20 protein-coding genes and 1 pseudogene are annotated in these 24,738 nt (G+C 57.2%); 7 read left to right on the forward strand and 14 right to left on the reverse strand.

Going from position 1 to position 24,738, the window contains the following annotated elements; genetic code table 11:
- Positions 1-243: 243 nt before the first annotated feature.
- From IAI51_RS13430 to IAI51_RS13450, 5 genes are all read right to left on the reverse strand, one after another.
- Positions 244-1,221 carry a 2-hydroxyacid dehydrogenase gene (locus tag IAI51_RS13430; RefSeq protein ID WP_187678923.1) on the reverse strand — a complete coding sequence of 326 codons (978 nt, stop codon included), beginning with the start codon at positions 1,219-1,221 and terminating at the stop codon, positions 244-246.
- A gap of 13 nt (positions 1,222-1,234) precedes the next feature.
- Positions 1,235-2,533 (reverse strand): MFS transporter, encoded by a 1,299-nt coding sequence (locus tag IAI51_RS13435; protein ID WP_187678924.1) that lies wholly within the window; start codon positions 2,531-2,533, stop codon positions 1,235-1,237.
- A gap of 54 nt (positions 2,534-2,587) precedes the next feature.
- Positions 2,588-3,607, reverse strand: a complete 1,020-nt coding sequence (locus tag IAI51_RS13440; protein ID WP_187678925.1) for a sugar kinase — start codon at positions 3,605-3,607, stop codon at positions 2,588-2,590.
- Positions 3,600-4,382 carry a sugar phosphate isomerase/epimerase family protein gene (locus IAI51_RS13445; RefSeq protein ID WP_187678926.1) on the reverse strand — a complete coding sequence of 261 codons (783 nt, stop codon included), beginning with the start codon at positions 4,380-4,382 and terminating at the stop codon, positions 3,600-3,602. The genes IAI51_RS13440 and IAI51_RS13445 overlap by 8 nt, the downstream gene beginning before the upstream one ends.
- Before the next feature lie 110 nt (positions 4,383-4,492).
- Positions 4,493-5,518 (reverse strand): LacI family DNA-binding transcriptional regulator, encoded by a 1,026-nt coding sequence (locus IAI51_RS13450; RefSeq protein WP_187678927.1) that lies wholly within the window; start codon positions 5,516-5,518, stop codon positions 4,493-4,495.
- Positions 5,519-5,748: 230 nt separating this feature from the next.
- Between IAI51_RS13450 and IAI51_RS13455 the strand changes: the two genes are divergently transcribed.
- From IAI51_RS13455 to IAI51_RS13465, 3 genes are all read left to right on the forward strand, one after another.
- A complete protein-coding gene (locus IAI51_RS13455; RefSeq protein ID WP_187678928.1) occupies positions 5,749-6,573 on the forward strand; it encodes a hypothetical protein in 825 nt (274 codons plus the stop codon).
- A 149-nt stretch (positions 6,574-6,722) separates the two neighbouring features.
- On the forward strand, positions 6,723-8,732 hold the full coding sequence (locus tag IAI51_RS13460) for a hypothetical protein (RefSeq protein ID WP_187678929.1): 2,010 nt from the start codon (positions 6,723-6,725) through the stop codon (positions 8,730-8,732).
- Positions 8,733-8,865: 133 nt separating this feature from the next.
- The gene (locus IAI51_RS13465; RefSeq protein ID WP_262410339.1) at positions 8,866-11,274 is read left to right on the forward strand and encodes an autotransporter outer membrane beta-barrel domain-containing protein; all 2,409 of its coding nucleotides are present in this window, start codon (positions 8,866-8,868) and stop codon (positions 11,272-11,274) included.
- A gap of 63 nt (positions 11,275-11,337) precedes the next feature.
- Here the strand turns inward: IAI51_RS13465 and IAI51_RS13470 are convergent, their stop codons facing one another.
- The 4 genes from IAI51_RS13470 to IAI51_RS13485 form a co-directional block, all read right to left on the reverse strand.
- Positions 11,338-11,802 (reverse strand): hypothetical protein, encoded by a 465-nt coding sequence (locus tag IAI51_RS13470; RefSeq protein ID WP_187678930.1) that lies wholly within the window; start codon positions 11,800-11,802, stop codon positions 11,338-11,340.
- Positions 11,803-12,181: 379 nt separating this feature from the next.
- A complete protein-coding gene (locus IAI51_RS13475) occupies positions 12,182-12,823 on the reverse strand; it encodes a DUF1345 domain-containing protein (RefSeq protein ID WP_187678931.1) in 642 nt (213 codons plus the stop codon).
- 171 nt (positions 12,824-12,994) lie between these two features.
- A complete protein-coding gene (locus IAI51_RS13480) occupies positions 12,995-16,093 on the reverse strand; it encodes an efflux RND transporter permease subunit (RefSeq protein WP_187678932.1) in 3,099 nt (1,032 codons plus the stop codon).
- A 15-nt stretch (positions 16,094-16,108) separates the two neighbouring features.
- The gene (locus tag IAI51_RS13485; protein WP_187678933.1) at positions 16,109-17,266 is read right to left on the reverse strand and encodes an efflux RND transporter periplasmic adaptor subunit; all 1,158 of its coding nucleotides are present in this window, start codon (positions 17,264-17,266) and stop codon (positions 16,109-16,111) included.
- A gap of 293 nt (positions 17,267-17,559) precedes the next feature.
- Between IAI51_RS13485 and IAI51_RS13490 the strand changes: the two genes are divergently transcribed.
- The gene (locus IAI51_RS13490; RefSeq protein WP_187678934.1) at positions 17,560-18,261 is read left to right on the forward strand and encodes a response regulator transcription factor; all 702 of its coding nucleotides are present in this window, start codon (positions 17,560-17,562) and stop codon (positions 18,259-18,261) included.
- A gap of 4 nt (positions 18,262-18,265) precedes the next feature.
- Positions 18,266-19,567 carry an ATP-binding protein gene (locus IAI51_RS13495; RefSeq protein WP_187678935.1) on the forward strand — a complete coding sequence of 434 codons (1,302 nt, stop codon included), beginning with the start codon at positions 18,266-18,268 and terminating at the stop codon, positions 19,565-19,567.
- 31 nt (positions 19,568-19,598) lie between these two features.
- Here IAI51_RS13495 and pncA read toward each other — a convergent pair whose 3' ends face one another.
- The 4 genes from pncA to IAI51_RS13515 are packed head-to-tail and all read right to left on the reverse strand — an operon-like array spanning position 19,599 to position 22,115.
- The gene (gene pncA, locus IAI51_RS13500; RefSeq protein WP_187678936.1) at positions 19,599-20,225 is read right to left on the reverse strand and encodes a bifunctional nicotinamidase/pyrazinamidase; all 627 of its coding nucleotides are present in this window, start codon (positions 20,223-20,225) and stop codon (positions 19,599-19,601) included.
- Between the two features lie 51 nt (positions 20,226-20,276).
- Positions 20,277-21,035: an anti-sigma factor family protein gene (locus IAI51_RS13505; RefSeq protein WP_187678937.1), complete on the reverse strand. Its 759-nt coding sequence runs from the start codon at positions 21,033-21,035 to the stop codon at positions 20,277-20,279.
- Positions 21,032-21,562: an RNA polymerase sigma factor gene (locus IAI51_RS13510; protein ID WP_410458005.1), complete on the reverse strand. Its 531-nt coding sequence runs from the start codon at positions 21,560-21,562 to the stop codon at positions 21,032-21,034. The genes IAI51_RS13505 and IAI51_RS13510 overlap by 4 nt, the downstream gene beginning before the upstream one ends.
- A gap of 19 nt (positions 21,563-21,581) precedes the next feature.
- Positions 21,582-22,115: a tetratricopeptide repeat protein gene (locus IAI51_RS13515; RefSeq protein WP_187678938.1), complete on the reverse strand. Its 534-nt coding sequence runs from the start codon at positions 22,113-22,115 to the stop codon at positions 21,582-21,584.
- Between the two features lie 159 nt (positions 22,116-22,274).
- Here IAI51_RS13515 and IAI51_RS13520 point away from each other — a divergent pair, with 159 nt between their 5' ends.
- On the forward strand, positions 22,275-23,048 hold the full coding sequence (locus IAI51_RS13520; protein ID WP_187678939.1) for a class I SAM-dependent methyltransferase: 774 nt from the start codon (positions 22,275-22,277) through the stop codon (positions 23,046-23,048).
- Between the two features lie 61 nt (positions 23,049-23,109).
- On the opposite strand, the gene IAI51_RS13525 is transcribed toward IAI51_RS13520, so the two are convergent.
- Positions 23,110-23,445, reverse strand: coding sequence for a DUF2834 domain-containing protein (locus IAI51_RS13525; RefSeq protein WP_187679004.1), 336 nt, complete (start codon positions 23,443-23,445; stop codon positions 23,110-23,112).
- Positions 23,446-23,734: 289 nt separating this feature from the next.
- Here IAI51_RS13525 and ilvA point away from each other — a divergent pair.
- Positions 23,735-24,718 (forward strand): annotated as a pseudogene (gene ilvA / locus IAI51_RS13530) (threonine ammonia-lyase, biosynthetic); the annotation flags it as partial.
- Between the last annotated feature and the right edge of the window lie 20 nt (positions 24,719-24,738).

The raw sequence follows: 24,738 nt of genomic DNA on the forward strand, positions 1-24,738 counted from the left end.
TAGTCCATTACTGTGTCCCATGACTAACTCGTCGTATCGTTTTGTCAGTCGGGCATCTAGCCCGGTCATTTGATATCCATGCCGTCCTTTTATAGACCAGGATCGGGAGATGTGTAGATACCAATGCCCATCGCTGGCAAGCCAGCTCCCACAGGTTCTTCAGTGTTCATGACATTTGTGAACGACACAAAACCTTGTGGGAGCTGGCTTGCCAGCGATGAGGCCCATTAGGCACAGGAGATCTCAACCCAGCCAGGCATCCCGGTTCACCAGATTCAAAGGCTTCTCCCCAGCCAAAGCCGCCAGCAGATTCTCCACCGCACACCGCGCCATCGCCTCGCGCGTTTCATGCGTCGCCGACCCCATATGCGGCGTCGCCACCACATTGTTGAGCTGCAACAACGGCGAGTCATGATTCAACGGCTCACGCTCGAACACATCCAGCCCCGCCGCGCGAATCCGGTTGTGACGCAGCGCATCGATCATTGCCGCCTCGTCCACCACCTTGCCCCGCGAGATGTTGATGAAGATGCTTTCCGCACGCATCAACGCAAACTGCTCGGCGCCGATCAGGGCTTCAGTCTGTGCCGTCAGTGGCAAGGTCAGGCAAATGAAATCGGCCTGCTGCAACAGATCCTCCAGGCTGCGGTACTGCGCGTCGAAGCGTTCCTCAACCGCCGGTTTGCGCGACTGGCTGTGGTAAATCACCGGCATGCCGAAGCCGAAATGCCCGCGCTGCGCCAACGCCTCGCCAATCCGGCCCATGCCGATAATCCCCAGCGTCTTGCCATGCACATCGGTGCCGAAATGCGCCGGGCCGATGTTGCGGTGCCACTGGCCGCTGCGCACCATGTTGGCCAGTTCCACCACACGCCGGGCGGCGGCGAGGATCAGCGCGAAACCGGTGTCGGCCGTGGTTTCGGTGAGTACGTCGGGGGTGTTGGTCAGCAGGATGTTGCGGCGGGTCAGGTAGTCGATGTCGTAGTTGTCGACGCCCACTGACACGCTGGCAATGGCCTCCAGTTGCGGCGCCAGATCCAGCAAAGCGGCGTCGAGTTTCAAACTGGCGCCGAGCAAGCCGTGAGCGTGGGGCAGGGCATCGCGCAGTTGCATCAGACCTTGGGCGTCGAGGCTTTCGATCAGCGTCACGTCAAACTGTTCTTGCAGGCGCGCCATCAGCGCGGGCGAAAGTTTCTTGTACAGCACGACCTGTTTTTTCATGGCAAAAATCTCTTCAGGAATGAGCCGGCACGGGGCGCGTGGCAACGGCTTTGGCGACGACGCGATCACTGGCGCCGGGCTTGAGAAAAATCGTCAGCACCACCGACAGCAGCAACGCGCCGCTCATCAGCAGGTAGGAGGAACCGGGCGAACCGGTGGAGCTGTTCAGGTAACCCACCAGATATGAACCGCCGAACGAACCGAGTGCGCCCATGCTGTTGATCAGCGCCATCGCGCCACCAGCGACGTTGGCCGGGAGAATCTCCGGCACGATCGCGAAGAACGGCCCGTAGGGTGCGTACATGCAGGCGCCGGCAATCACCAGCAACGTGTACGACCACCAGAAATGCTCCGCGCCCAGTGCGTAGGAACCGTAGAAAGCAATCGAGGCGATCAGCAGCGGCGGCCAGACGAAGCGTTTGCGTTTCTGCAGTTTGTCCGAGCCCCACGACACGACGAGCATGCCAATCACCGCCGCCAGATACGGCAGCGCCGACAGCCAGCCGGCCTCGATCATGTCCATTTGCGCACCGGCCTTGAGGATCGACGGCAGCCACAGCACAAAGCCATAGACACCGATGCTCCAGCAAAAGAACTGCAACGCCAGGATGATCACCTTCGGCGAACGGAACGCTTCGGCGTAGTTCTTCACCGCTTTGATCCCGACCTGTTCGGCGGCCAGAGCGCTTTCCAGGTCCTGCTTTTCCTGGTCGTTTAGCCACTTGGCCTGGGCTGGACGATCATCGGCGAGACGCCACCAGATAAACGCCCAGAGTACCGCCGGCAGGCCCTCGATGATGAACATCCAGCGCCAGCTGAAATGCTGCACCAGATAACCCGAGACCACCGACATCCACAGCATGGTCACCGGGTTGCCGAGGATCAGAAAGGTGTTGGCCCGCGAGCGTTCGGCACGGGTGAACCAGTGGCACAGATAGACCAGCATCGCCGGCATCACGGCGGCTTCGACCACGCCGAGCATGAAACGGATAACGATCAGCCAATAGGCGTTGGAGACCACGCCAGTCAACGTGGCGAGCCCGCCCCAGAGGATCAGGCTGACGAAAATCAGCTTCTTCACGCTGTGCTTTTGCGCGTAGATCGCACCCGGCACCTGGAAGAAAAAGTAGCCGAGGAAGAACAGCGCACCGAGCAATGAAGACAGGCCCGGGGTGATCATCAAATCTTCGGCCATGCCGGAGGCGGCGGCGAAGCCGTAGTTGGCGCGATCGAGATACGCCAGGCTGTAGGTGATAAACACGATCGGCATGATGTACCACCAGCGGCGGGTGGCGAGGGTTGCGGTTTTCATGGTGTTGCTCCTGAGCTTGTTGTTTTTGTCGCAGCAGGTTCAAATTTTCGCTGACTAGGCTGGCCTCTTCGCGAGCAGGCTCGCTCCCACAAGGGAATGCATTTCAAACGTGGGAGCGAGCCTGCTCGCGAAGGCAGACTCAAATTCAACCGATAACTCCAGGCGGGTGGGCAACCCCTCCATATCCCCGCGACTCTGCACCGCCCGACTGCCAATCCAGTTCGCACGCTGCACCGCCTCGGCAAAACTCTGGTGTTCGAGCAGGGCACTGATCATCCCCACCGCAAAGCCGTCACCGGCACCCACCGTGTCGACGACATGGGCCACCGGCACCCCGGCGACAAAGCCCTGATCCAGATGCGTGCGGTAATAGGCACCCTGTGGGCCAAGTTTGATCGCCACCGCTTCGGCGCCTTGATCGAGGTAAAACGCGGCAATGTCCGCAGGATCTTCAAAACCGGTGAGCAGGCGACCTTCGCTCAACCCCGGCAACACCCAATGGGCGAGGGCGGCGAGGCGGTTGATCTCGGTGATCATTTCACGCTCGCTGGCCCACAGGCTCGGGCGCAGATTGGGGTCGAACGACACGCTGCGCCCGGCATTGCGCATGCGGGTCATCAGCTCGAACGACATTTCCCGCGCAGACGCCGACAGCGCTGGCGGAATGCCCGTGGCATGAAGATGCCGGGCGCTCAGCAGGTTTTCGGTGATTGAGCGTGGTGACAGATGACTGGCCGCCGAACCGCGACGGAAATATTCGACTTGCGGATCACTGCCATCGTCGGTGCGCGACTTGAACTGGAAACCGGTGGGGTGCGCCGTGTCGACATCGACATGGCTGCAATCGAGACCTTCTTTCGCCAGTGTCTCAACCACAAAGCGCCCGAGCGAATCGGCACCCACCCGGCTCAGCCAGGCCACATTGAAACCCAGCCGCGAAAGCCCGATCGTAACGTTGCTGTCGGCGCCGGCAATGCGCTTATGAAAGTGCTCGACCGCCGCCAGATCACCGCATTGCTCGGCTACGAGCATCGCCATGGTTTCGCCAAACGACAAAATATCGATCTTAGACATGAGCAGGCTCCAGACGCGATTGGCCGAGGCGGGCGAGGGCGGCGACGTGTGCTGTGGTCAACTCGACCAGATCATCACCCTGCAACGGATACTCGGCCGCGCGCATAACGCCTTGGGCCATGTGCCGCAAGAGTTGTTCCCACAGATGCAAATCGCTGACAGCGGGCGGCACGGCTACCAGTTTGCCGTCGGCACGCCGGGCCACGGCCTTGCAGTGCACGTAGCCGACGTGGCGACCGAGCAGGCGTGCGGCGCTGGTGGCGGACTGGTCTTGCCACTGCCAGTTGCCGATGTCGAACGTCATTTTGATTGGCAGGTTGTGCTGTTCGACGGCGGTGAAGAAACGCTGAAAAGGTTCGATCCGCCCGCCGTGCAGGGTCTGGTCGTTCTCCACCAGTAATTGCACCGGGCTGTTATTGAGCCGTTGCTTGAGGACTGACAGATCACAGTTGTCGGTGAAGTAGCCGAGGGAGACTTTCAGCCACTTCGAACCGAACGCCTCGGCGTGCTGCAGGGCGGTGATCAACTCGGGATTGGGTTGTGCCTGGCCGGCGAGCCACAGTTCGGTCGGTGAGGAATAGATGCTTTGCAGGCCCTGCGCCTGGGTGGCGGCGCTTAACTGGGCGGGCACTTCGCGGGTCAGCAATTCCTCGCGCCACTCGATGCGATCGGCACCGGCAGCGGCCAATACGTCGATAAAAAAATCTTGCCCGCGTTGGCGCACAAGGTCGGCGCCGTAGCTGGACAGGCTGATGGAAACGGCAGGTTTAGTCATTGTTGTTTACCTCTGAAACCGGTTTCATTTTTGTTCAAATTTTTTTCAGATGTTTCTATGTTGTTCTTTCGGACCTCATCGCTGGCAAGCCAGCGATGGGGCCCGATCAGTCACCGCAAATTCCCGATGGTCGAACCCCGCTCAACCAACACCGGCGCATAATCCAGCACCCGCGCCGCCTCATCATCCCCACGCAAACGCTTGAGCAAACACTCAAACGCTCGCGCGCCAATCTCTTCCGTCGGCTGGGCAAGCGCCGTAATCCCGCTGCCGACCAACGGATACCAATCCAGATCATCCAGGGCGATCAGCCCGACATCCTCAAACAACCGTGAACCGATCCTGCGCAACGCATGAGTCGCTGCCAGCGCCGCGACTCCATTGGCGCAAAACAGCGCCTTTGGCCCAGCAGCAGGTGTGTTTAAAAAGGTTTGAAGATGAGTGGCCAGATCAGCGCCGGTTTCCAGCACCGCCCCAGTCAACCCTGAACGCTGCGCAACCTGCGCTTGAAAACTGCTGACCCGCTCGATCCGCGAGCTGGTGCCGTCATACGGTTCGGTCACCAGCAACACGTCGCGAAAACCACGCTGCTCAAGATGGGCGAGGGCCATCTCCACTGCCTGGGGGTTGTTCAGCCCAACCATGTCGCTGTCTAGCCCGTCGACCTTGCGATCCACCAGAACGAGCGGCATCTCACGGTGCAGCTCGTGCAATTCGTCACGGTGATGGCCGAGGGTGTTAACGATCAGCCCTTCGATGTTGTACGAGCGCAGCAGCGCCAAGTGCTGGCGTTCCTGCTCGTCATCGCGGTCGGTGTTGCACACCACCAGGCTGTAGCCGTGCGCACGGCAGGCGGTTTCCACCCCGTGCATCACGGCGATCGAATAAGGGTTGCGGATATCGGCCACCAGCATGCCGATCAGGCGAGTGCGCCCGCGTTTCAAGCCGCGAGCCATCTGGTTGGGCCGATAGCCCAGTTCGCTGATCGCTTGCTCGATGCGCAAGGCAATGGCGTCGGAGAGCAGGGCGCGGTCATCGCCGATAAAGCGCGAGACGCTGGCCTTGGAAACACCGGCGCGTTCGGCGACATCTAGCATGGTGACACGGCTGCGTTGGGCGGCAGAGAAATCGTTCAAGGGATTGACCTTATTTTTGTAGGAAACGCCTGAAACCGGTTTCAGAAGACACGATAAACCTCACTCGCGTCAACCCACTCTCGCGCAGAATTCCCTCTAACTCCCGACAGACGGTCGCATTACCTGTCAGATATGACAGTAGGCAGCTGGAGTGAATCGGCGCTCAATATCTGAAAGCGTCATTCAACAAGAATATGCGCTGAGACCACCTCACAGAGCGAGAATCTGAGATGCCGGGGCCTAATGAACACGTCACCGCTGCAGGTTTGAAAATTGACGGTGTAAGCGAGAGCGATTCGGAAGGCCGTGTACCTTTGGAGCAACTGATCAATGGGACGATCATCAGAATTCCCAAGTGGGATCGTTTCCCTAATGGACCCGATCGGTTTTCGATCCTTCATATCTTCTGGTTACAGAACAATGTTGAGAAGGAAATATATACCGAGATATACACCGAAGTAGATGACCAGCCAGAGTTTACTTTTCCATTGACGCCCCAACAAATGAGGGAGGATGGGGTCGCTTTTATCTATTATATCCTTGAAGGCTATGATGGGAACGATGATCCATCTCCTATAAAGAAGCTGACAATTGATCACGCTTTGCCACTAACTCTTAAGGCGCCCGGCTTTCCTGACGCAAATAAATCCGGATATATTGGATGCACTCCTTATAACCCAGACAGTCCGCCTATATGGGTGTGCATCAGATTAAAAATTTCCGCGGAACTCGTTTTTCGAGAGTTCGACGAGTTTGTCCTTGAGTGGCAGGGCTTCCCGAATCTCAACATCGCACCGCCCCCGCTAACCGAGTTGTTTCGGTTAACCAAAACATTAAGTTTAACGGACACGAGAGATGGGTTTTTCTTTGAGATACCTTTTGAGCCGTATGTAAGGCCGATGTTTGACGAACACTCGGGTACAGCGCAATACACGATAGTTAGAAATGGAGTGCCGTTTGCAAGGTCTATTAAAAGTTATGTGAAGATAGATCGAGTTATCGATGGTGAACCCATTCCCTGCGGTGGATTCCCATTGGGACATAAAAAAGTTTGAAGTTTTCCTGAGTTTTGCGGTGCCGTTGTGTTTCATAAACAGGTCGCCAGTCGCCCGGTGCGAGTGTTGATGTACTTTTATGCCGTTTCGTCAAACTTCGTGATAAGCCGGGATTGATTTGGCTTGGATGTTTTATTTGGAGAAAAAACATGACTATTGAAGAGAAAATCGGTAAAGGAAAGAAACTGACAGCCCAAGAAGTGGCCGCGAAGTCTCGGTTGGAATTGCGTACGTCCACCGTTAACGTTGGCCTTCTCGCTGAATCACCCATCATTGTGGGGCAGATTGTCGACAATCTGATTCCAAAATCGATTCTGGACCCAGGGCCGATGATAGTCAGATTCGACACTAAAACAATTGCGGTTCCTCACGCTGACGATGAATGGGAGCTTTTGCAGCGCAAAGGAACGTCCGGGGCTGGAACATTAGTTGACTCTGATGTTTTTGGGCCTATAGCAACTCGTCCTGAATTTGTAGACATTCCAGTGCCTACAACAGGGCTTCTTGATGATGATTTGACGAAGATGTCGACAACTTATCAATTTCAGTTCATACATTACAAAGGTAGCGATGGCAATCCAGACGAAACTGCGTGGGTGACGGCGGAGATTGATCGCACTGCGCCTGAAGAGGATAAAGTTTCCGGTGTTAAGTACAAGCCGGAGGCATTGATCTTCTTGAACTTGCCAGCGCCCAGATTGATTGATGATGAGTGGCTAAAGAATAACTCGCAACTTTCTTTGAGTGTCAATATTGGCTATGAATTTTATCGCCCTGATGATGTGATTGATATCTTTATCGATACTAACTATGGGGCAGGCACAGCTGTCCATAGTCAACCGCTGACCTCGGCCACTGTGAATATTCCACAAGCCCAACTTCCAAAGCTCGATTCACTTTACTTTATCTGGTACGTATTGCGCGATGTAGTGGGTAATGAAAGTGATCCCGCTCTTTCCGGATCGTTTAATGTTCGGCGCCTTCCGCCCCCTTCTTTGATTCCTTGTGTGATTCCCAAGGGTATTTCGCCGGATGTCATCGACCTTGAAGATATTGAAACTCCTGTTTTCGTGAATGTGCCGTATACCACCAATGGTAATGATAATGACCGTATTATCGCATCGGTCACCAATGGTACATTGCCGATCTCACTGGGTAACCAACCCTTGGGCACAGCGCCAAGAACACTTCAGTTCCAGATTACTACCAGTAGATTGTTGGCGCTTTGGGGCAACGCTACAGCGGAAGTTCCGATTACCGCCAATTACAAATTTTCACGTGGCCTTGAACCGTTGATTGACTCAGTCGATACGAATTCCGCTCTGGACTTTACCTACCGAGGCCCTATAAATCCGGTCTTCCCTGGAAGGGAAAACCCAAACATGACGAAGGTCACCATTCTAGGGGATTCTAAAACACCTAATCATATTATTGCGGATGACCGAGGTAAAAACGCGGAAATCAGCACACCAATGATTACTGCTCCCGTAGTGTGGACGCCAATAGGGGACGAAACTGCAAAACTCTGGTTCAATGGCGTTGCTGTAGATACCCAGTTGCTTACTGCCGGTGCAGTTACACCACTATCCTTTACGCTGCTTCCTGCTGTTATTGACTTAGCGGGCCCAGGTACAAAAATCGCTTACTGGACGATTGAAGAAACGGGTGGGCGCAATGTAATGAAGTCGCTGGACACGGAAGTGACTATTGATAATGTCCGGGTCGCGCTGCCCGCGCCATCAGTTCGATTGTTTAACAATCTCGTATCATGCCGGTACTTGACTCTCGGCGATCGTGAGTTGCCAGTGACAGTTCCTATTGATGCGACTTATATGCCGACTAACACGGTCGTAACATTAAAATCGGTAGGCACTTCGGACTCACAAGGCCTCATAGAAATTCCAGGTACTGAGTTCAGCAAAACTTACACTATTACCGGTTCTGAAACAGGTGGTCAGTTTGTAGAAAATATCCAGCCATATTTGACGAAGTTGAAACCCATTCAGCCTCCATTCAGCTCCGGTCTTCCGAATGGATATATCAAGATCTGGTATGAGGTCACTATTTTTGGTGTGCCGACACCGTCGTTGGAATTCCTTAATGAGGTTTCCTTGCTGAACGATAGCGGAAACTACTGTGAAGGAACGCCAACCAATTAAATCTGACTGAGCATTTACCGGGGGAGCACGCTCTCCCGGTATTTTTCCCATTGCAGTAGGTAAGACTTCCCTGTTGAATCTCGGATTATTCCTACATACCGGGGTTACGCTTAGTTGTAGTGTGCCGGCGTTAATGGGCGACAAATGGTTGCTCACCAATCTCACCTCCTCGTTTCTCCAGTACGAAAAAAGCGGAAAACTCTATTATGTGGACAAAAAAAATCTCTCCCAAACGACGATAGCGAGAAGGTGGGCGGATGGGCCCTCGGTATGTCTTTTTTCATTATTGATGTCTCAAACCGCTAACGCCGGAACATTGGTGGGCGGCACCCAAACGATTACAAATGGCTCCAACGTGGAGGGCTGGACTCTTTCCCAAAACGCCACTTTGAATGTCGATGGAGCTCAAACACTCGGTATCACTGCGTTTCAATCAACGTTGAACGCTGATGGCGCGGAGACTCAACAGATCTCTGTTAACCAGGGGTCGACAGTCAATCTCGTCAACACTACCGTCGTGGGAGGCAACGCACGCGCGGGTCTTGAACTGGCCAACAGCACTGCGTCTATCATTGGCAGTACGATCAGTGGTAATCGGTTAGGTTTGCAGGTGGGGCATTTGGTTGGCTCAACTACGGGGTCGAGTGCCGCGCTATCGGATAGCAATGTCACTGGTGTAACCGGCGGTGCGCGCGTAACGGCTTTCAGCACGCTTGAGTTAGACAATTCGACGCTGGAGGGCACGGGGGCGGGCAGCAATGGCCTCACTTTGCTCAGCGCGACTGCGTCCGCGGTAAACGGCTCACACATTGTCGGCGCGCAAAGCGGCGTGACATTGGGCCTGGAGGGTGCGGAATTAACGGCCAGTCAATTGCGACTGGATCAATCGAGTGTCGAAGGCAAAAACGGTTCTGCCGTCGTTGTTGACAATGCTGGTAATGCGGTGCCAGTTTCTAGAATTGATGTACTCAATGGATCAACACTGACCAGTAGCAATGGAACAATTCTGGACGTGAAGGGCTCGGGCGACGCTGTGTTTAACGTCGAACGGAGTGATCTGACAGGCAATCTCCAAGTGTCGGACAACAGCCGCGCAACATTGAGCTTTACCCAGGCTTCGCTCATTGGAGATGTGAGCGCAGATACCGGCAGCACAGCAACTATCTCGCTTCAGCAAGGTTCGCAACTAAGTGGTGTAATGAGTAATGTTGCCACAGTTGGCATTGATGCCACCTCCAGATGGAACCTGACAGGTAACAGCCAGGTCGGTGACTTAGTGTTGAGCGGTGGCACGGTGAAACTGGGGGCTGATAACGAGTACTTCCGGTTGAACGTTCATAATCTGTCCGGCAGCGGTTTGTTTGAGATGGGAACCAACTTCACGACAAACCAGACAGATTTTCTGAATGTCACCGGTACGGCCACCGGTGACCACCAATTGCTGATTGCCAGCGCCGGCACCGAACCAGCCAGCGGCGCGCCCATTCAGGTTGTCCACACCGAAAGCGGAGATGCCCGATTTTCGTTGGCCAATGCTGAGGGCCAAGTCGATCTGGGGACATATTCCTATGGACTGATACAGGGCGGAACCGGCAACGACTGGTTTCTTGACCCTGAAACTCGCACGATAAGTCCCTCTACACGTGCAGTGACGGCACTGTTCAATACTGCTCCCACTGTTTGGTACGGCGAATTGACGTCGTTGCGCAGTCGTATGGGCGAACTTCGATTCAATCCGGACAAGTCAGGTGCGTGGCTCAGAGCTTATGGCAACAAGTACAACGTCAACGATGCTTTTGGTGATGGATATCGACAAACCCAGCAAGGTTTTACGCTCGGTGCCGATGCTCCTTTGCATCTGGGTGACGGGCAATGGCTATTGGGTGTGATGGCTGGCCACAGTTCATCAGATCTGAATCTGCATCGTGGCACCTCCGGCACCATTAAAAGTTACTACGTGGGCACATATCTGACGTGGATGGATGACGTAAGTGGCTACTATGTTGACAGCGTGCTTAAACTCAATCGGTTCCAGAACGATGCCAAGGTCGGTATGACTGACGGCAATCGATCCAAAGGCGATTACGACAACACGGGCATCGGTGGTTCTGTGGAAGTGGGTCGACATATCAAACTGGAAGAAGGTTATTTCATCGAACCTTTTACTCAGTGGTCCGCCGTAGGTATTCAAGGTAAAGATTACAAGCTGGACAATGGACTGCAGGCTGAAGGTGATCTCACCCGCTCTTTGCTTGGCAAGATCGGGGTGACTGCTGGGCGTGATATGCAGTTGAAGGGGGGGACGAAGTTACAACCTTATGTTCGCGGAGCGTTCGTCCATGAGTTTTCATCGAACAACAAAGTCGAGGTCAATAATAACGTGTTCAACAACAACCTTTCAGGCTCAAGGGCTGAGGTCGGGGCGGGCATCGCGATTAATCTTTCGGAACGCTGGCAGGCGCACGCAGAAATTGAGTATATGAGTGGTAAAAATATTGAAATGCCAATGGGTGCCACTTTAGGTGTGCAATTAAAATGGTAGTCAACTGTGTCGTGTAATTAGATGTAAAAGGGCCTGGGTTAAATACCGAGGCCCTTTTTTGCGCTATCGAACAAGCGTAGGGCTGGAACGACTGAGTTTCGTATCGAAGTGAGCTGTACACAGGTACTGTCCGGAGCCATCAGATTTGTCTATGTCGGCGTTGAATGTACCCCTCAAAGTCATCTCATTAAGATCCAGTGTATATTGGATCGTACCTGCTCTGGCTTGTTGCAGGGTTGGATTGTTAATATCTGCATAATTGTTGTAGAAAAGCGACACCTCATTATCACCGTCGGTGATTTTGCCGATACTACTGACAATGTCTTTCGCGAAGGAGATGGTGAATGTCTTTGCACTGTCGTTTCTTCGGTCAGTGGCGATGACAACCCAGATGTCGCCCCGACCTGGGGTTGACGAACTCCTGAGCTCAGTGAGCGTTGCGACAAAGTTTGTGCCATCTTCCAGGTTAGCGCTGAAGGTTTCCTCAAGAGTCGAGGAGGCGCAAGCATTCAAGGCGGTATTGCTCATGATTAAACTCTCCATATTTGTGACAGGGAAGTCCAGGCCGCATCTTTCGATGTGAGTTGCTTGGATGTTTCATATAAGACCAATGCCCTGCTTTTGTAAACTGTCAGATATAGCAGCTATACAAGATGTGGAATATGTGTTGGAGGTTTTAGCATCGATGGCTGTCTTGTAGGGCGAGCAAAGCAATTGCACGTAACTTTATAATCAGATGTACTGACGGTCCCATCGTCATTCATATAAAGGCAACTATTGGATTTAAAGCTTCAGGGTATGGGGATGTTCATTCGTGTATATCAGGAGCGCTGATACAGCAGCTGTATGTCAGGGGCATCCAGACGGCGCCGGACTTGCGCGGCTGGCGGGTTGGTCGTAGTGACTGTCAACCAAACAAACCCGCCGCGATGTTGATTGAAAATCCCAGAATCGCCGTGTTGAACACAAACCCGATTAACGATTGCGCCAGCACGATTTTGCGCATGTCCCGCGACGCCACGCCGACATCGGCAGTCTGCACCGCCACCCCGATGGTGAACGAGAAGTATAGAAAGTCCCAATAGTTGGGCGTTGTCAGGCCCTCGGCAAAGCGCAATGCCGGTTCCTTGCCGTCCCAGGTGTAATACAACCTTGCGTAATGCACGCAGAAAATCACCCCGATCAGCAACCATGAGCCGATGACGGTCAATGCGGTGAAACCGTAGTGCATGAGCTTGCGGGTGGTTTCCAGATCCTTGCTGCCGGCCAGTTCGAAGGTGATGGTCGCCAGACTGGCCAGCGCGGCAATGCACACCACAAACAGTACCAGCCCGGCGTTTTCGTCTTCGACTTCGGCGATGCGTTTGACGTCCGGTGCCTTGGCGCTAACGGTCAGCCAGAACATCAGTATCAGGTAAGTCCAGACGCCCGCGTTCCAGCCGATGAGGATTTTGCTGACGATCGAGTCGGCGGGGGCCACAAGACCCGTGGCGAGGCCAAGCAGGGCGGCGGCAGAGAGGCGAGGGTGGGTGCGGGCGAGGAAGCGCATGGTGGCTCACATCAGTGATCGATCCCTGCACCATAGCGCACGCAACCCTGATTTTGTAGGAGCTGCCGCAGGCTGCGATCTTTTGGCCCTGGGACGCAGAGCATCCCCAGCGGCATTCCCACGCAGAGCGTGGGAACGATCAGATCGCAACCTGCGGCAGCTCATACAGAGTCAGTGGGGTTTGGTGAATCTTTGTACGAGCTTCATGACGACGACGAAGAACACCGGGACGAAGATCACCGCCAAGGTTGCCGTGATCATCCCGCCGATCACCCCGGTGCCGATGGCTTGCTGGCTCGCTGAGCTGGCGCCGGTGGCGATGGCCAACGGCACCACGCCGAGGATGAACGCCAGCGAGGTCATTACGATCGGGCGCAGACGCAGGCGTGCGGCCTGCAATGTCGCGTCGATCAAGTCGTGGCCTTCGTCGTACAGGCTCTTGGCGAACTCGATGATCAGGATCGCGTTCTTCGCCGACAGGCCGATGATGGTGATAAGGCCGACCTTGAAGAACACGTCGTTGGGCATCCCGCGCAGCGTCACCGCCAGCACCGCACCAAGCACGCCAAGTGGCACCACCAGCAGCACCGAGGTCGGAATCGACCAGCTCTCATACAACGCCGCCAGGCACAGGAACACGATCAGCAGCGACAGCCCGAGCAGAATCGGTGCCTGACTACCGGACAAGCGCTCCTGCAACGACAGGCCCGTCCATTCCTGCCCCAGACCTTTTGGCCCTTGCGCAACAAGTCGTTCCACTTCGGCCATGGCTTCGCCCGTGCTGTGACCGGGCGACGGTTCGCCGGAAATCGCAATCGCCGGATAGCCGTTATACCGAGTCAGTTGCGCCGGGCCTTGAATCCAGTTGGCCTGGACGAATGCCGACAGCGGCACCATTTTTCCGGCGTTATTGCGCACGTGCATTTTCAGCAAGTCATCGACCTGACTGCGTTGATCGCCTTCAGCCTGCACCACAACCCGCTGCATGCGCCCCTGATTGGGGAAGTCGTTGATGTACGCCGAACCCACAGCGGTGGACAGCACATTGCCGATGTCGGCGAACGACACGCCCAAGGCATTGGCCTGCTTGCGGTCCACCTCCAGTTGCACCTGCGGTGCTTCGGCCAGCGCGCTTTCACGAACGTTCATCAGCACCGGGCTTTTCTCGGCGGCTGCCAGCAACTCGGTACGGGCCTGCATCAGTGTTGCGTGGCCGAGTCCGCCGCGATCCTGCAAACGGAATTCGAAACCGCTGGACGTACCGAGGCCGTCCACGGGGGGCGGCAGCACGGAAAACGCCATGGCGTCCTTGATCTGGCTCAAGGCGATGTTGGCGCGGTCGGCAATCGAGCTGGCCGAGTCGTCGCTACCGCGTTGCGACCAATCCTTCAGCGTGGAGAACGCCAATGCCGCGTTCTGTCCGCTACCGGAGAAGCTGAAACCCAGAATCACCACACTGTCACTGATGCCTGGCTCGCCAGCGTTATGTGCTTCAAGCTGTTCGGCGACCTGCACCGTTCGGTTCTTGGTGGCGCCGGGCGGCAATTGAATGTCGGTGATGGTGTAGCCCTGATCTTCCACCGGCAGGAACGAGGAGGGCAGACGGATGAAGCAAATACCGAGGCCAACCAGCAACACGACGTAGATCAGCAGATACCGCCCGGTACGTTTCAGCGCATAACCGACCCAACCCTGATAGCGGTGGGTCAATTGCTCGAAGCGGCGGTTGAACCAGCCGAAGAAGCCGCTCTTCTCATGATGCTCGCCTTTGGCAATTGGCTTGAGCAGCGTTGCGCACAGCGCCGGGGTCAAAGTCAGGGCGAGGAACGCCGAAAACAGAATCGACGTTGCCATCGACAACGAGAACTGCTGGTAAATGACCCCGACCGAACCCTGCATGAACGCCATCGGTATGAACACCGCCACCAGCACCAGGGTGATGCCGATGATGGCGCCGGTAATCTGCGTCATCGCCTTTCGGGTCGCTTCCTTGGGCGACAAGCCCTCGGTGGCCATGATCCTTTCGACGTTCTCCACCACGACAATGGCGTCGTCCACCAGAATGCCAATGGCGAGCACCATGCCGAACATGGTCAGCACGTTGATAGAGAATCCCAGCGCCAGCATGGTCGCGAACGTGCCCATCAGCGCCACCGGCACCACCAGTGTCGGGATCAGTGTGTAACGCACGTTTTGCAGGAACAGGTACATCACCGCAAACACCAGCAACATCGCTTCGCCGAGGGTATAGACCACCTTGGTGATCGAGACCTTCACGAATGGCGAGGTGTCGTAGGGGATCTTGTATTCCACGCCGGCCGGAAAGTAACGCGCCAGCTCATCCATCTTCGCCCGCACCAGCGTCGCGGTGTTCAGTGCGTTGGCCCCCGGCGACAACTGCACGCCAACGGCGGTGGACGGCTTGCCATTCAGGCGAGTGCCGAATTGATATTCCTGACTGCCGATCTCGACCCGCGCCACATCTCCAATACGAACGGTGGAACCGTCCCGGTTGGCCTTGAGCACAATGTCGGCGAATTCCTGCGGCGTCGACAATTGGCCTTTGACCAGAATCGTCGCGGTGATTTCCTGCGTCGACGGCGCAGGCAGATCGCCGATGCTGCCCGCCGACACCTGGGCGTTCTGCGCGACGATGGCGGCGTTGACGTCTGCCGGGGTCAGGTTGAAACCGATGAGCTTCTGCGGATCGATCCAGATGCGCATGGCCCGTTCGGCACCATACAACTGCGCTTTGCCAACACCCTCCAGGCGCTTGATTTCGTTCATCACGTTGCGCGCCAGATAATCGCTGAGCGCTACGTCATCGAGCTTGCCGTCGCTGGACGTCAGGGTGATCAGCAACAGGAAACCGGAGGAGACTTTCTCCACCTGCAAACCTTGCTGGTTCACCGCTTGCGGCAAGCGCGATTCGACCACCTTGAGGCGGTTTTGTACGTCGACCTGCGCCAGTTCCGGGTTGGTTCCCGGTTGGAAAGTTGCCTTGATCGTGGCGCTTCCCAGGCTGCTTTGCGATTCGAAGTACAACAGGTGATCGGCGCCGTTGAGTTCTTCCTCGATCAGGCTGACCACGCTTTCATCGACGGTCTGCGCCGACGCGCCGGGGTACACGGCGTAGATTTCGATCTGTGGCGGTGCGACGTCGGGGTATTGCGCCACTGGCAATTGTGGGATGGCCAGCGCACCGGCCAACAGGATGAACAGTGCGACTACCCAGGCAAACACCGGGCGGTCGATAAAGAACTGCGGCATATAAAAGCGTCCTGCTTACTGACCAGAGGTCTGGGCAAGTGGAAGAGGGGTCTCGTCGATCTGTACTTTCTCGCCGGGGCGAGCGTGCTGCAGGCCTTCGATGACAATGCGGTCGCCGGGTTTGAGGCCGCCAGTGACGATCCACCGATTGTTCTGCACCGCGCCCAGTTGCACCGGTTGCTCGGCCACGCGCATCTGTTCGTCGACAGTCAACACGTTCGCCACTCCGGCACTGTCTCGCTGCACGGCGCGTTGCGGGACGGTGATGCCGTTCTGAATAGTTGCCTGTTCCAGGCGGACGCGGATGAAGCTGCCGGGCAACAGGTCGAGATCGGGATTGGGGAACTCGCTGCGCAGAATGATCTGACCGGTGCCCGGGTCGACAGTGATGTCGCTGAACAAAAGTTTGCCCGGCAGCGGATACAGACTGCCGTCGTCCTGAATCAGCGTGGCCTTGACCTGATCCTGCCCGACTTCCTGCAATTGCCCGGAACGGAATGCGCGGCGCAATTCGTTGAGTTCGCGGGTCGACTGGGTGAGGTCGGCATAAATCGGGTTGAGTTGCTGAATCAGCGCTAACGGCGTGGTTTCGTTCTGGCCGACCAGTGCGCCTTCGGTGACTAGCGCACGGCCAATACGCCCTGAAATCGGTGCGGTGACGGTGGCATAACCCAGGTTCAGCTTCGCCCGTTCCACCGCGGCTTTGCTGGCGGCGACATCGGCGGCCGTTTGCCGTGCATTGGCGCGGGCGTTGTCGTAGTCCTGGGCGCTGATGGCCTTGTCGTCGATCAACTGGGCGTAGCGCTGCTCTTGCAACTTCGCCTGAAAGGCATTGGCCTCGGCCTTGCGCAAGGCGGCATCGGCGCTGTCCAGATCAGCCTTGAACGGTGCCGGATCGATGCGGAACAGCACGTCGCCCTTTTTCACGTCGCTGCCTTCGCGGTAGGTGCGTTGCAGCACCACGCCGGGCACCCGGGCACGCACTTCGGCAATGCGCGGCGCGGCGATGCGGCCGCTGAGTTCGCTGCTGATCGACAGGGGGCGGGCTTCGATGGTCTCCGTGCGCACGGTGGCTGGCGGCGCCTGCTCTTCGGCGTTCGAAGACGAGTCACAGGCGCTCAGCGTCAGCGCCATGGCGATCAGGCCGAGCCCGGCCAGCAGTTTATTCGACATTTACCACCCCCAATATTGATGCCCGCATCCTACGGGCAGTTGCCGAGAGTAGCGGTGAAGCTTTGTAGGCGCTGTGTGAAATTGTGTAAGGGTTTTACTCAGGAGTGGGTGAGGGCGTATATCCTTTAGCCCTTGAAATTTATTGCGACAGTTCAATAGCTATCGCGAGCAGGCTCACTCCTACAGTGTTTGTGGCGGTCACAAAATTTGTGGCTGACATAGAACCAATGTAGGAGTGAGCCTGCTCGCGATGAGGCCCGACCAGTCGCCACAGCACTTTTTCTGGAACACCCATGCCCAACATCCTCCTGGTCGAAGACGACACCGCCCTCGCCGAACTGATTTCCAGCTACCTGGAGCGCAACGGCTATTCCGTCAGCGTGATCGGCCGTGGCGACCATGTGCGTGAACGGGCGCGGGTCAATCCGCCGGATCTGGTGATCCTCGACCTGATGTTGCCGGGGCTTGATGGCCTGCAAGTCTGCCGTTTGCTGCGTGCCGACTCGGCGACGCTGCCGATCCTGATGCTCACCGCTCGCGATGACAGCCACGATCAGGTGCTGGGCCTGGAAATGGGCGCTGACGATTACGTCACCAAACCCTGCGAACCGCGCGTGTTGCTTGCACGGGTGCGTACTTTGCTTCGCCGCAGCAGCCTGGGCGAACCGTTGACGGTCAACGACCGCATCGTCATGGGCAACCTTTGCATCGATTTGTCCGAACGCACCGTGAGCTGGCGCGATCAGCCGGTCGAGTTGTCCAGCGGCGAGTACAACTTGCTGGTGGTATTGGCGCGACACGCCGGCGAAGTGCTCAGCCGCGACCAGATTCTGCAACGCCTGCGCGGCATCGAATTCAACGGCACTGATCGTTCGGTGGATGTGGCGATTTCCAAGCTGCGGCGCAAGTTCGATGACCATGCCGGCGAGGCGCGCAAGATCAAGACGGTGTGGGGCAAGGGTTATCTGTTCAGCCGTTCCGAATGGGAATGCTGATCTGATGTTTCGCATCCTGTTTCGTCTGTATCTGGTGACGATTGTCTCTTACAGCGCGGCCATCTATCTGGTGCCGGATCTGGTGGTCATGGCGTTCCGGGAGCGCTTTGTCACCTACAACCTCGACTACTCCCGTGGTCTGCAATCGCTGATCACCAAACAGTTTCACGCCGTGCCGCAGGAACAATGGCCCGCCGTGGCAGCGTCGATGGACAAGGACTTCCAGCCACTGAACATCGTGCTGGCGCGCATCGACGATGCCGACTTCACCGCCATTGAACGTGAGCGACTGCGGCGTGGCGAGAACGTGGTGCGCATCGGCGATTGGGGCTGGCGCACACTCGCGGTCACGCCGCTGGACGACACCATGGCGGTGCAAATGGTGGTGCCGCCCGACCCGATGGACGTCGATCTGTTGTACTGGAGCATTAACGTATTGATCGGCGCAACGCTGCTCGCCTGTCTGTTGATGTGGCTGCGTCCACACTGGCGCGATCTGGAGCGCCTCAAGGGCACTGCCGAGCGTTTTGGTAAAGGTTATTTGAGCGAACGCACGAATATCGCCTCGAGTTCGAACATCGGCAGCCTGGCCAATGTGTTCGACACCATGGCCGGTGACATCGAGAACTTGCTCAACCAACAGCGCGACCTGCTCAATGCGGTTTCCCACGAACTGCGCACACCGTTGACCCGTCTGGATTTCGGCTTGGCGCTGGCGCTGTCCGATGACTTGCCGGCAGCGAGCCGTGAGCGTTTGCAAGGGTTGGTCGCACATATTCGTGAGCTGGATGAATTGGTACTGGAATTGCTGTCTTACAGCCGCTTGCAGAACCCTGCGCAGTGTCCGGAGCAGGTCGAAGTGTCGCTGGACGAATTCATAGACAGTATTCTGGGCAGCGTCGACGAGGAACTGGAGTCGCCGGATATCGTCATTGATGTGCTGCTGCACGGACAGCTCGAGCGCTTCTCGCTTGATCCGCGACTGACTGCCCGGGCGATCCAGAATCTGGTGCGTAATGCCATGCGGTACTGCGAAAAGCGCATTCAGATCGGCGTACAGGTTTGCGCAAAAGGTTGCGAGATCTGGGTGGATGACGACGGCATCGGCATTCCCGACGATGAGCGCGAGCGAATTTTCGAGCCGTTCTATCGACTTGATCGCAGCCGTGATCGGGCCACAGGTGGGTTCGGGCTTGGGCTGGCGATCAGCCGCCGCGCACTGGAAGCGCAGGGCGGGACGTTGACGGTCGAGTCTTCTCCGCTGGGGGGCGCGCGATTCCGACTGTGGCTGCCAACGTCAGTCTGACGGCCGCTCGCCACAGGGGAATGGTCGCGGATCAGCTGATTTCAGTGGATTGAATCAACCCGACCCCGGCGCCTTGCATCCGGTCCATCGCCGCCGCCAGTGATCCATCCAGATCAATCGCCCGACAGGCATCCAGCACCACAAACGTATTGAACCCCGCCGCCCGCGCATCCAGAGCGGAAAACATCACGCAGAAATCCAATGCCAGACCGACCATGTAGACCGTGTCTATGCCGCGCTCTTTCAAGTAGCCGGCCAGTCCGGTGGTGGTGCGCCGATCGGCCTCCAGAAACGCCGAATAGCTGTCGATGTCGGGATTGCAGCCCTTGCGGATGATCAACTGGGCGTGGGGCAGATCCAGCTCCGGGTGAAACTGGGCACCGGGAGTGGCTTGCACACAATGGTCGGGCCAAAGTGTCTGTGCACCGTAAGGCAGTTGAATGACATCGAAGGGTTGACGACCGGGGTGGCTGGAAGCGAAAGAGACATGCTCCTTCGGGTGCCAATCCTGGGCAATGACAACCTGTTTGAAGTGGCCGGCAATGCGATTGATCAGCGGCACAATCTGGTCGCCTTCAGGCACCGGCAATTGACCGCCGGGAATGAAGTCGTTCTGAACGTCGATCACGAGTAATGCAGTGCGAGACGAAATCGGCATCGGTGAAATACTCCTTGGAAGATTACTTTTCCAGCATAGAAGTGGTTTTTCTCATACGGCTAAACGACTTCTCAACAAATTTGCCTTTTCTTCGAGCCCTGCGGCGGTGTCATGGCCGATCAACATCCACGCATGCTCTCGCTCGGTCCAATACACCACATTCATCCCTTGCCGGCGTTCGTGCGCCAAAGGTTGACTGCCGCTGTTCGAACGCCTGACGCACAGCGCCAATGGCCCATGTTTCGCGTCCAGATACACGATCTGCGCAATCGGTACGCCGTCGTACTCAAGCATTTGCGCGCGCTTGAATTCGGCGCCCGGCAGTTTCAGCGCGGCAGCGGAAAGATTCAGGCCAAGGCGTGCGTCGACGCTGCGTAACTGTGCGCGCTGTGTAACGTCGTCAGTGGGCAAATGCTCCAGTGTCTGCGGCACATACAGCGCCATATAGTCGCCAACCAACCCACGCCAGTTGTGTGATTGCTGCGCCTGCCAGCCGAGCAACAATCGGTCCGCCAGCACCCCGCCAGCCACCAACGTGGCTGCTGTGGCACCGATAAACCAGCGGCGACTCAGCCCCGGCTTTTGTGGCGAAGGAATGGCATCCAGGCGTGCTTGCAGACGATCCAGCGGCGCTTGTTGCGCCAGTTCATCGTAGGCGTTCTTGAACGGCAGGCTGCTGCGGCTCAACCACTGCGCGCGCAGGTTGAGCAGCGGGTCGTCAGCGATTGCGTTGTCGAGTCGGCGGCGATAATCCGGGTCGAGCTCATCGTCCAGATAGGCCACCAGTTGCTCGTCCGAAGGTGTGTTCATGAGCGGTCTCCTTCGGTAGGTTTCGGCACGGATTGCAGCGGCGGATATTCGGCGAGTTTGAGGCGGGCGGTGGCCAGACGACTCATTACGGTGCCGATCGGCACCTGCAGAATCTCCGCGACTTCGCGATAGGACAGGCCCTCGACATACGCCAGGTACACGGTTTCACGCTGAGTTTCAGGCAGCGCATCGACCCGACGAATTACTTGCGCCGCCATGACGTGCGTCTGCGCCGCGTGCTCACCGTCGAACGCCAGTTGCCCATCGGCATCGACCTGACCGGTACCGTGGCGCACGCGGCGAGCGCGCACTTCATTGAGCCAGATCGAATGCAGAATGCTCAGCAGCCAACGATCCATGCGCGTGCCGGCCGCGTACTGCGCAGAACGCTCCAGCGCCCGCACGCACGTGGCCTGCACGAGATCCTCGGCCACGTGTCGATTGCGCGACAGCAGCAAACCGTAGCGCCACAATCGCGCCAGATGCTGGCCGAGCTCTGCTCTGAATGCCTGATCGCTGACGATGATCGCCTCCGTTGATTGATGCTCAGGTTTTCGATGAATCGTTGATGGCTTCAGCCAAATCCTGGTACTCCTCGCAGGACGTGCCGCAAATCGATTTGATCTGCTGTAACTGTTCCTGCGCCAGGTCGACGCGGCCTTTGATCACATAGGCCTCGCCGAGGTATTCGCGCACTTGCGCATATTGCGGATCGAGTTTCACCGATTGCAGGTAATAGCTGATGCCTTCGTCGGTACGGCCCAGTTTGCGCGTGGCATATCCGCGATAGTTCAGGGCCTTGGCGGTGTTCGGTTGTTGCAGGGTATCGAGCAGCGCCAGCGCTTCGTCGTAGCGACCGTCCTTGGCGAGGCGATAGGCGTAGTCGGTACGATCAGCGTCGGGCAACAGGCTGCTGGTTTGCAATACGCACTTCTGCGTTTTGCTGTCCCAGACCTGGCCGTTGGTGCATTCGGGCTTCTTGACCGGCTCGTCTTCATCGCCATCGGCAAACGCCAAATGGCTGGACAGGGCAGCGGCCAGCAGCAACGGGGCGGCGAACATAACGGAACGGATAGTCATGGGCAAGGCTCCACAGAGGGTTATGTCTGACTTTGAACACCACAGGGTGAAATTTTATTCATTGCTTTGTCAGTGACTGTTCAAGGTAGGCGTAAATTCAAGCGCTATGCTCGTGGGCATCCGCCGTTGATCCGAAGCTTTGCCGCAAGGGGAGTTGCCATGAAAGATCAGGTCCATCACTCAGCCGCCGCCGGCTATAAAACCGCTGCCGATACCCACGTCAAAGGACGGCCGGATTATCCGCCGCAGGTCAGCGAATGGCTGACCGCCACATTGGGTCTGGATGGTCATAAAACCGTGATTGATCTGGGCGCTGGCACTGGCAAGTTCACCGGGCGGCTGGTGGCGACCGGCGCGCAAGTGATTGCCGTGGAACCGGTGACCCAGATGCTGGAAAAACTCTCTGATGCCTGGCCGCAGGTACTGGCGGTGAGCGGGACGGCAACGGACTTGCCATTGCCCGATGCTTCAGTGGACGTGGTGGTCTGCGCCCAGGCGTTTCACTGGTTCGCCAGCACTGAGGCGCTGACCGAAATCGCCCGAGTGCTCAAATCCGGGGGCAAGTTGGCGCTGATCTGGAACCTGCGCGATACCCAAGTCAGTTGGGTGCCGAAACTCGATGCAATCGTCAACGCACTGGAGGGCGACACGCCGCGCTATTACACCGGTGCCTGGCGGGCGGCGTTTCCGCATCCGGCGTTCGGCGCGTTGCAACTCCAGCAGTTTCACCATGGCCACACCGGATCGCCGGAAGATGTGATTTTCAATCGAGTGCGCTCCACCAGTTTTATCGCCGCGTTGCCAGACGCGCAGCGGGCGCAGGTCGACGAGCAGATTCGCGCGCTGATCAATTCCGAGCCGGAGCTACGCGGTAAAGATGTGGTGACAGTACCGTACGAAACCGCAGCCTTCTTCGCCGTAAAACTTGGTTGAGTCTCCCTGTGGGAGCAAGCCTGCTTGCGAAGGCTGTTCCAACATCAACATACAATCCGGATCAGCTCAGTTGATGCGCATCGACAACGTTCTTCCGCTCCCGTACCCCACGAACCACCAGATACAACAACGGCCCGATCGACACAAAAACCGCCGTCAGCAACAAATAAGGTACCACCGACCACACAGTCTGCCCGCGCGCCTTGGCATCCTTGACCATCCACACCCCGGCCAATGTCGCCAGCAAGTACAGATCAATCACCACCTGAGCGGTATCGGGCCGTGACATCAGGCTGATGCCGAAGTCGATCAACGACTGCTCAGCCTGAAGCATCACCGAAACCGTATAACCGGTAAACGCGAGCAAAGCCGTGAGGGGCAGGGCGATAGGCATCATGCATTCGTTCCTTGAAGTGATGAGCAGAATCGCCAGCCTACCTTTGTCGCGCGGAATTGGCCATTGACGCGCGATCACCGCTCGGGCTAATTTCCAGCCCATGACTTCCACCGTATTGCGCTGCCAGCCAAGCATTATTACCGCCATTCCTCATTTGGCGGGCTAGCTCACGACTGCAGCACCCAACCCGCCCTAGAGGCGGGTTTTCATTTTCTGTCTCCCGGGTTTTAACCAAAAACACTTGCCCCCTGTAGGAGCTGCCGCAGGGGAGGTGAGTCAGGAGACGACGATGATGAATGAGCAACAAACCCTGCTTGAGCAGTACGTGAAGAAGATCCTGGCCGCGCCGGTCTACGACATTGCCATACGCACGCCATTGCAGGCCGCGCCGGCGTTGTCCGAAGCACTGGGCAACCGCATCCTGCTCAAGCGGGAAGACCTGCAACCGACGTTCTCCTTCAAGATCCGTGGCGCCTACAACAAACTGGTGCAGTTGAGCGACGAACAGAAGGCGCGCGGGGTGATCACCGCATCCGCCGGCAATCATGCTCAAGGTGTGGCGCTGGCAGCGCGGGAGTTGGGCATCGCCGCCACCATCGTCATGCCGTCGACGACACCCGAACTCAAAGTGCTTGGCGTACGAAGTCGCGGCGGCGAAGCACTGCTGCACGGCGAGAGCTTCCCGTTCGCCCTGGCCCATGCGCTGCAATTGGCCGAACAGACCGGGCGAACCTTCGTTTCGCCTTTCGACGATCCGGACGTGATCGCCGGGCAAGGGACGGTGGCGATGGAAATACTCCGCCAGCATCAAGGCACGCTGGACGCGATCTTCGTTCCGGTCGGCGGTGGCGGTTTGATCGCTGGCATCGCCGCCTACGTCAAATACCTGCGCCCGGAAGTGCGCATCATCGGCGTCGAGTCCGAGCACTCCGCCTGCCTGAAAGCCGCAATGCAGGCGGATCAGCGCGTTGTACTGCCGAGCGTCGGCACCTTCGCTGACGGTGTGGCCGTGGCGCAGATCGGCGAATATGGGTTTGAGGTGTGCCGTTTTTGCGTCGATGAAGTGATCACCGTCAGCAACGACAACCTTTGCGCGGCGATCAAGAACATCTACGACGACACCCGCTCGATCACCGAACCTTCCGGCGCTCTGGCGGTGGCCGGGATCAAACAGTACGTGGCGCGAAGCGGTGTGCGGGGGCAAACCTTCGTGGCGATCGACTCAGGTGCCAACATCAACTTCGACAGCTTGCGCCATGTCGCCGAGCGCGCCGCTGTTGTGCGGCGCCACGG

Origin of the sequence: Pseudomonas sp. N40(2020) (assembly GCF_014472415.1) — a bacterium.
Classification (GTDB): Bacteria; Pseudomonadota; Gammaproteobacteria; order Pseudomonadales; family Pseudomonadaceae; genus Aquipseudomonas.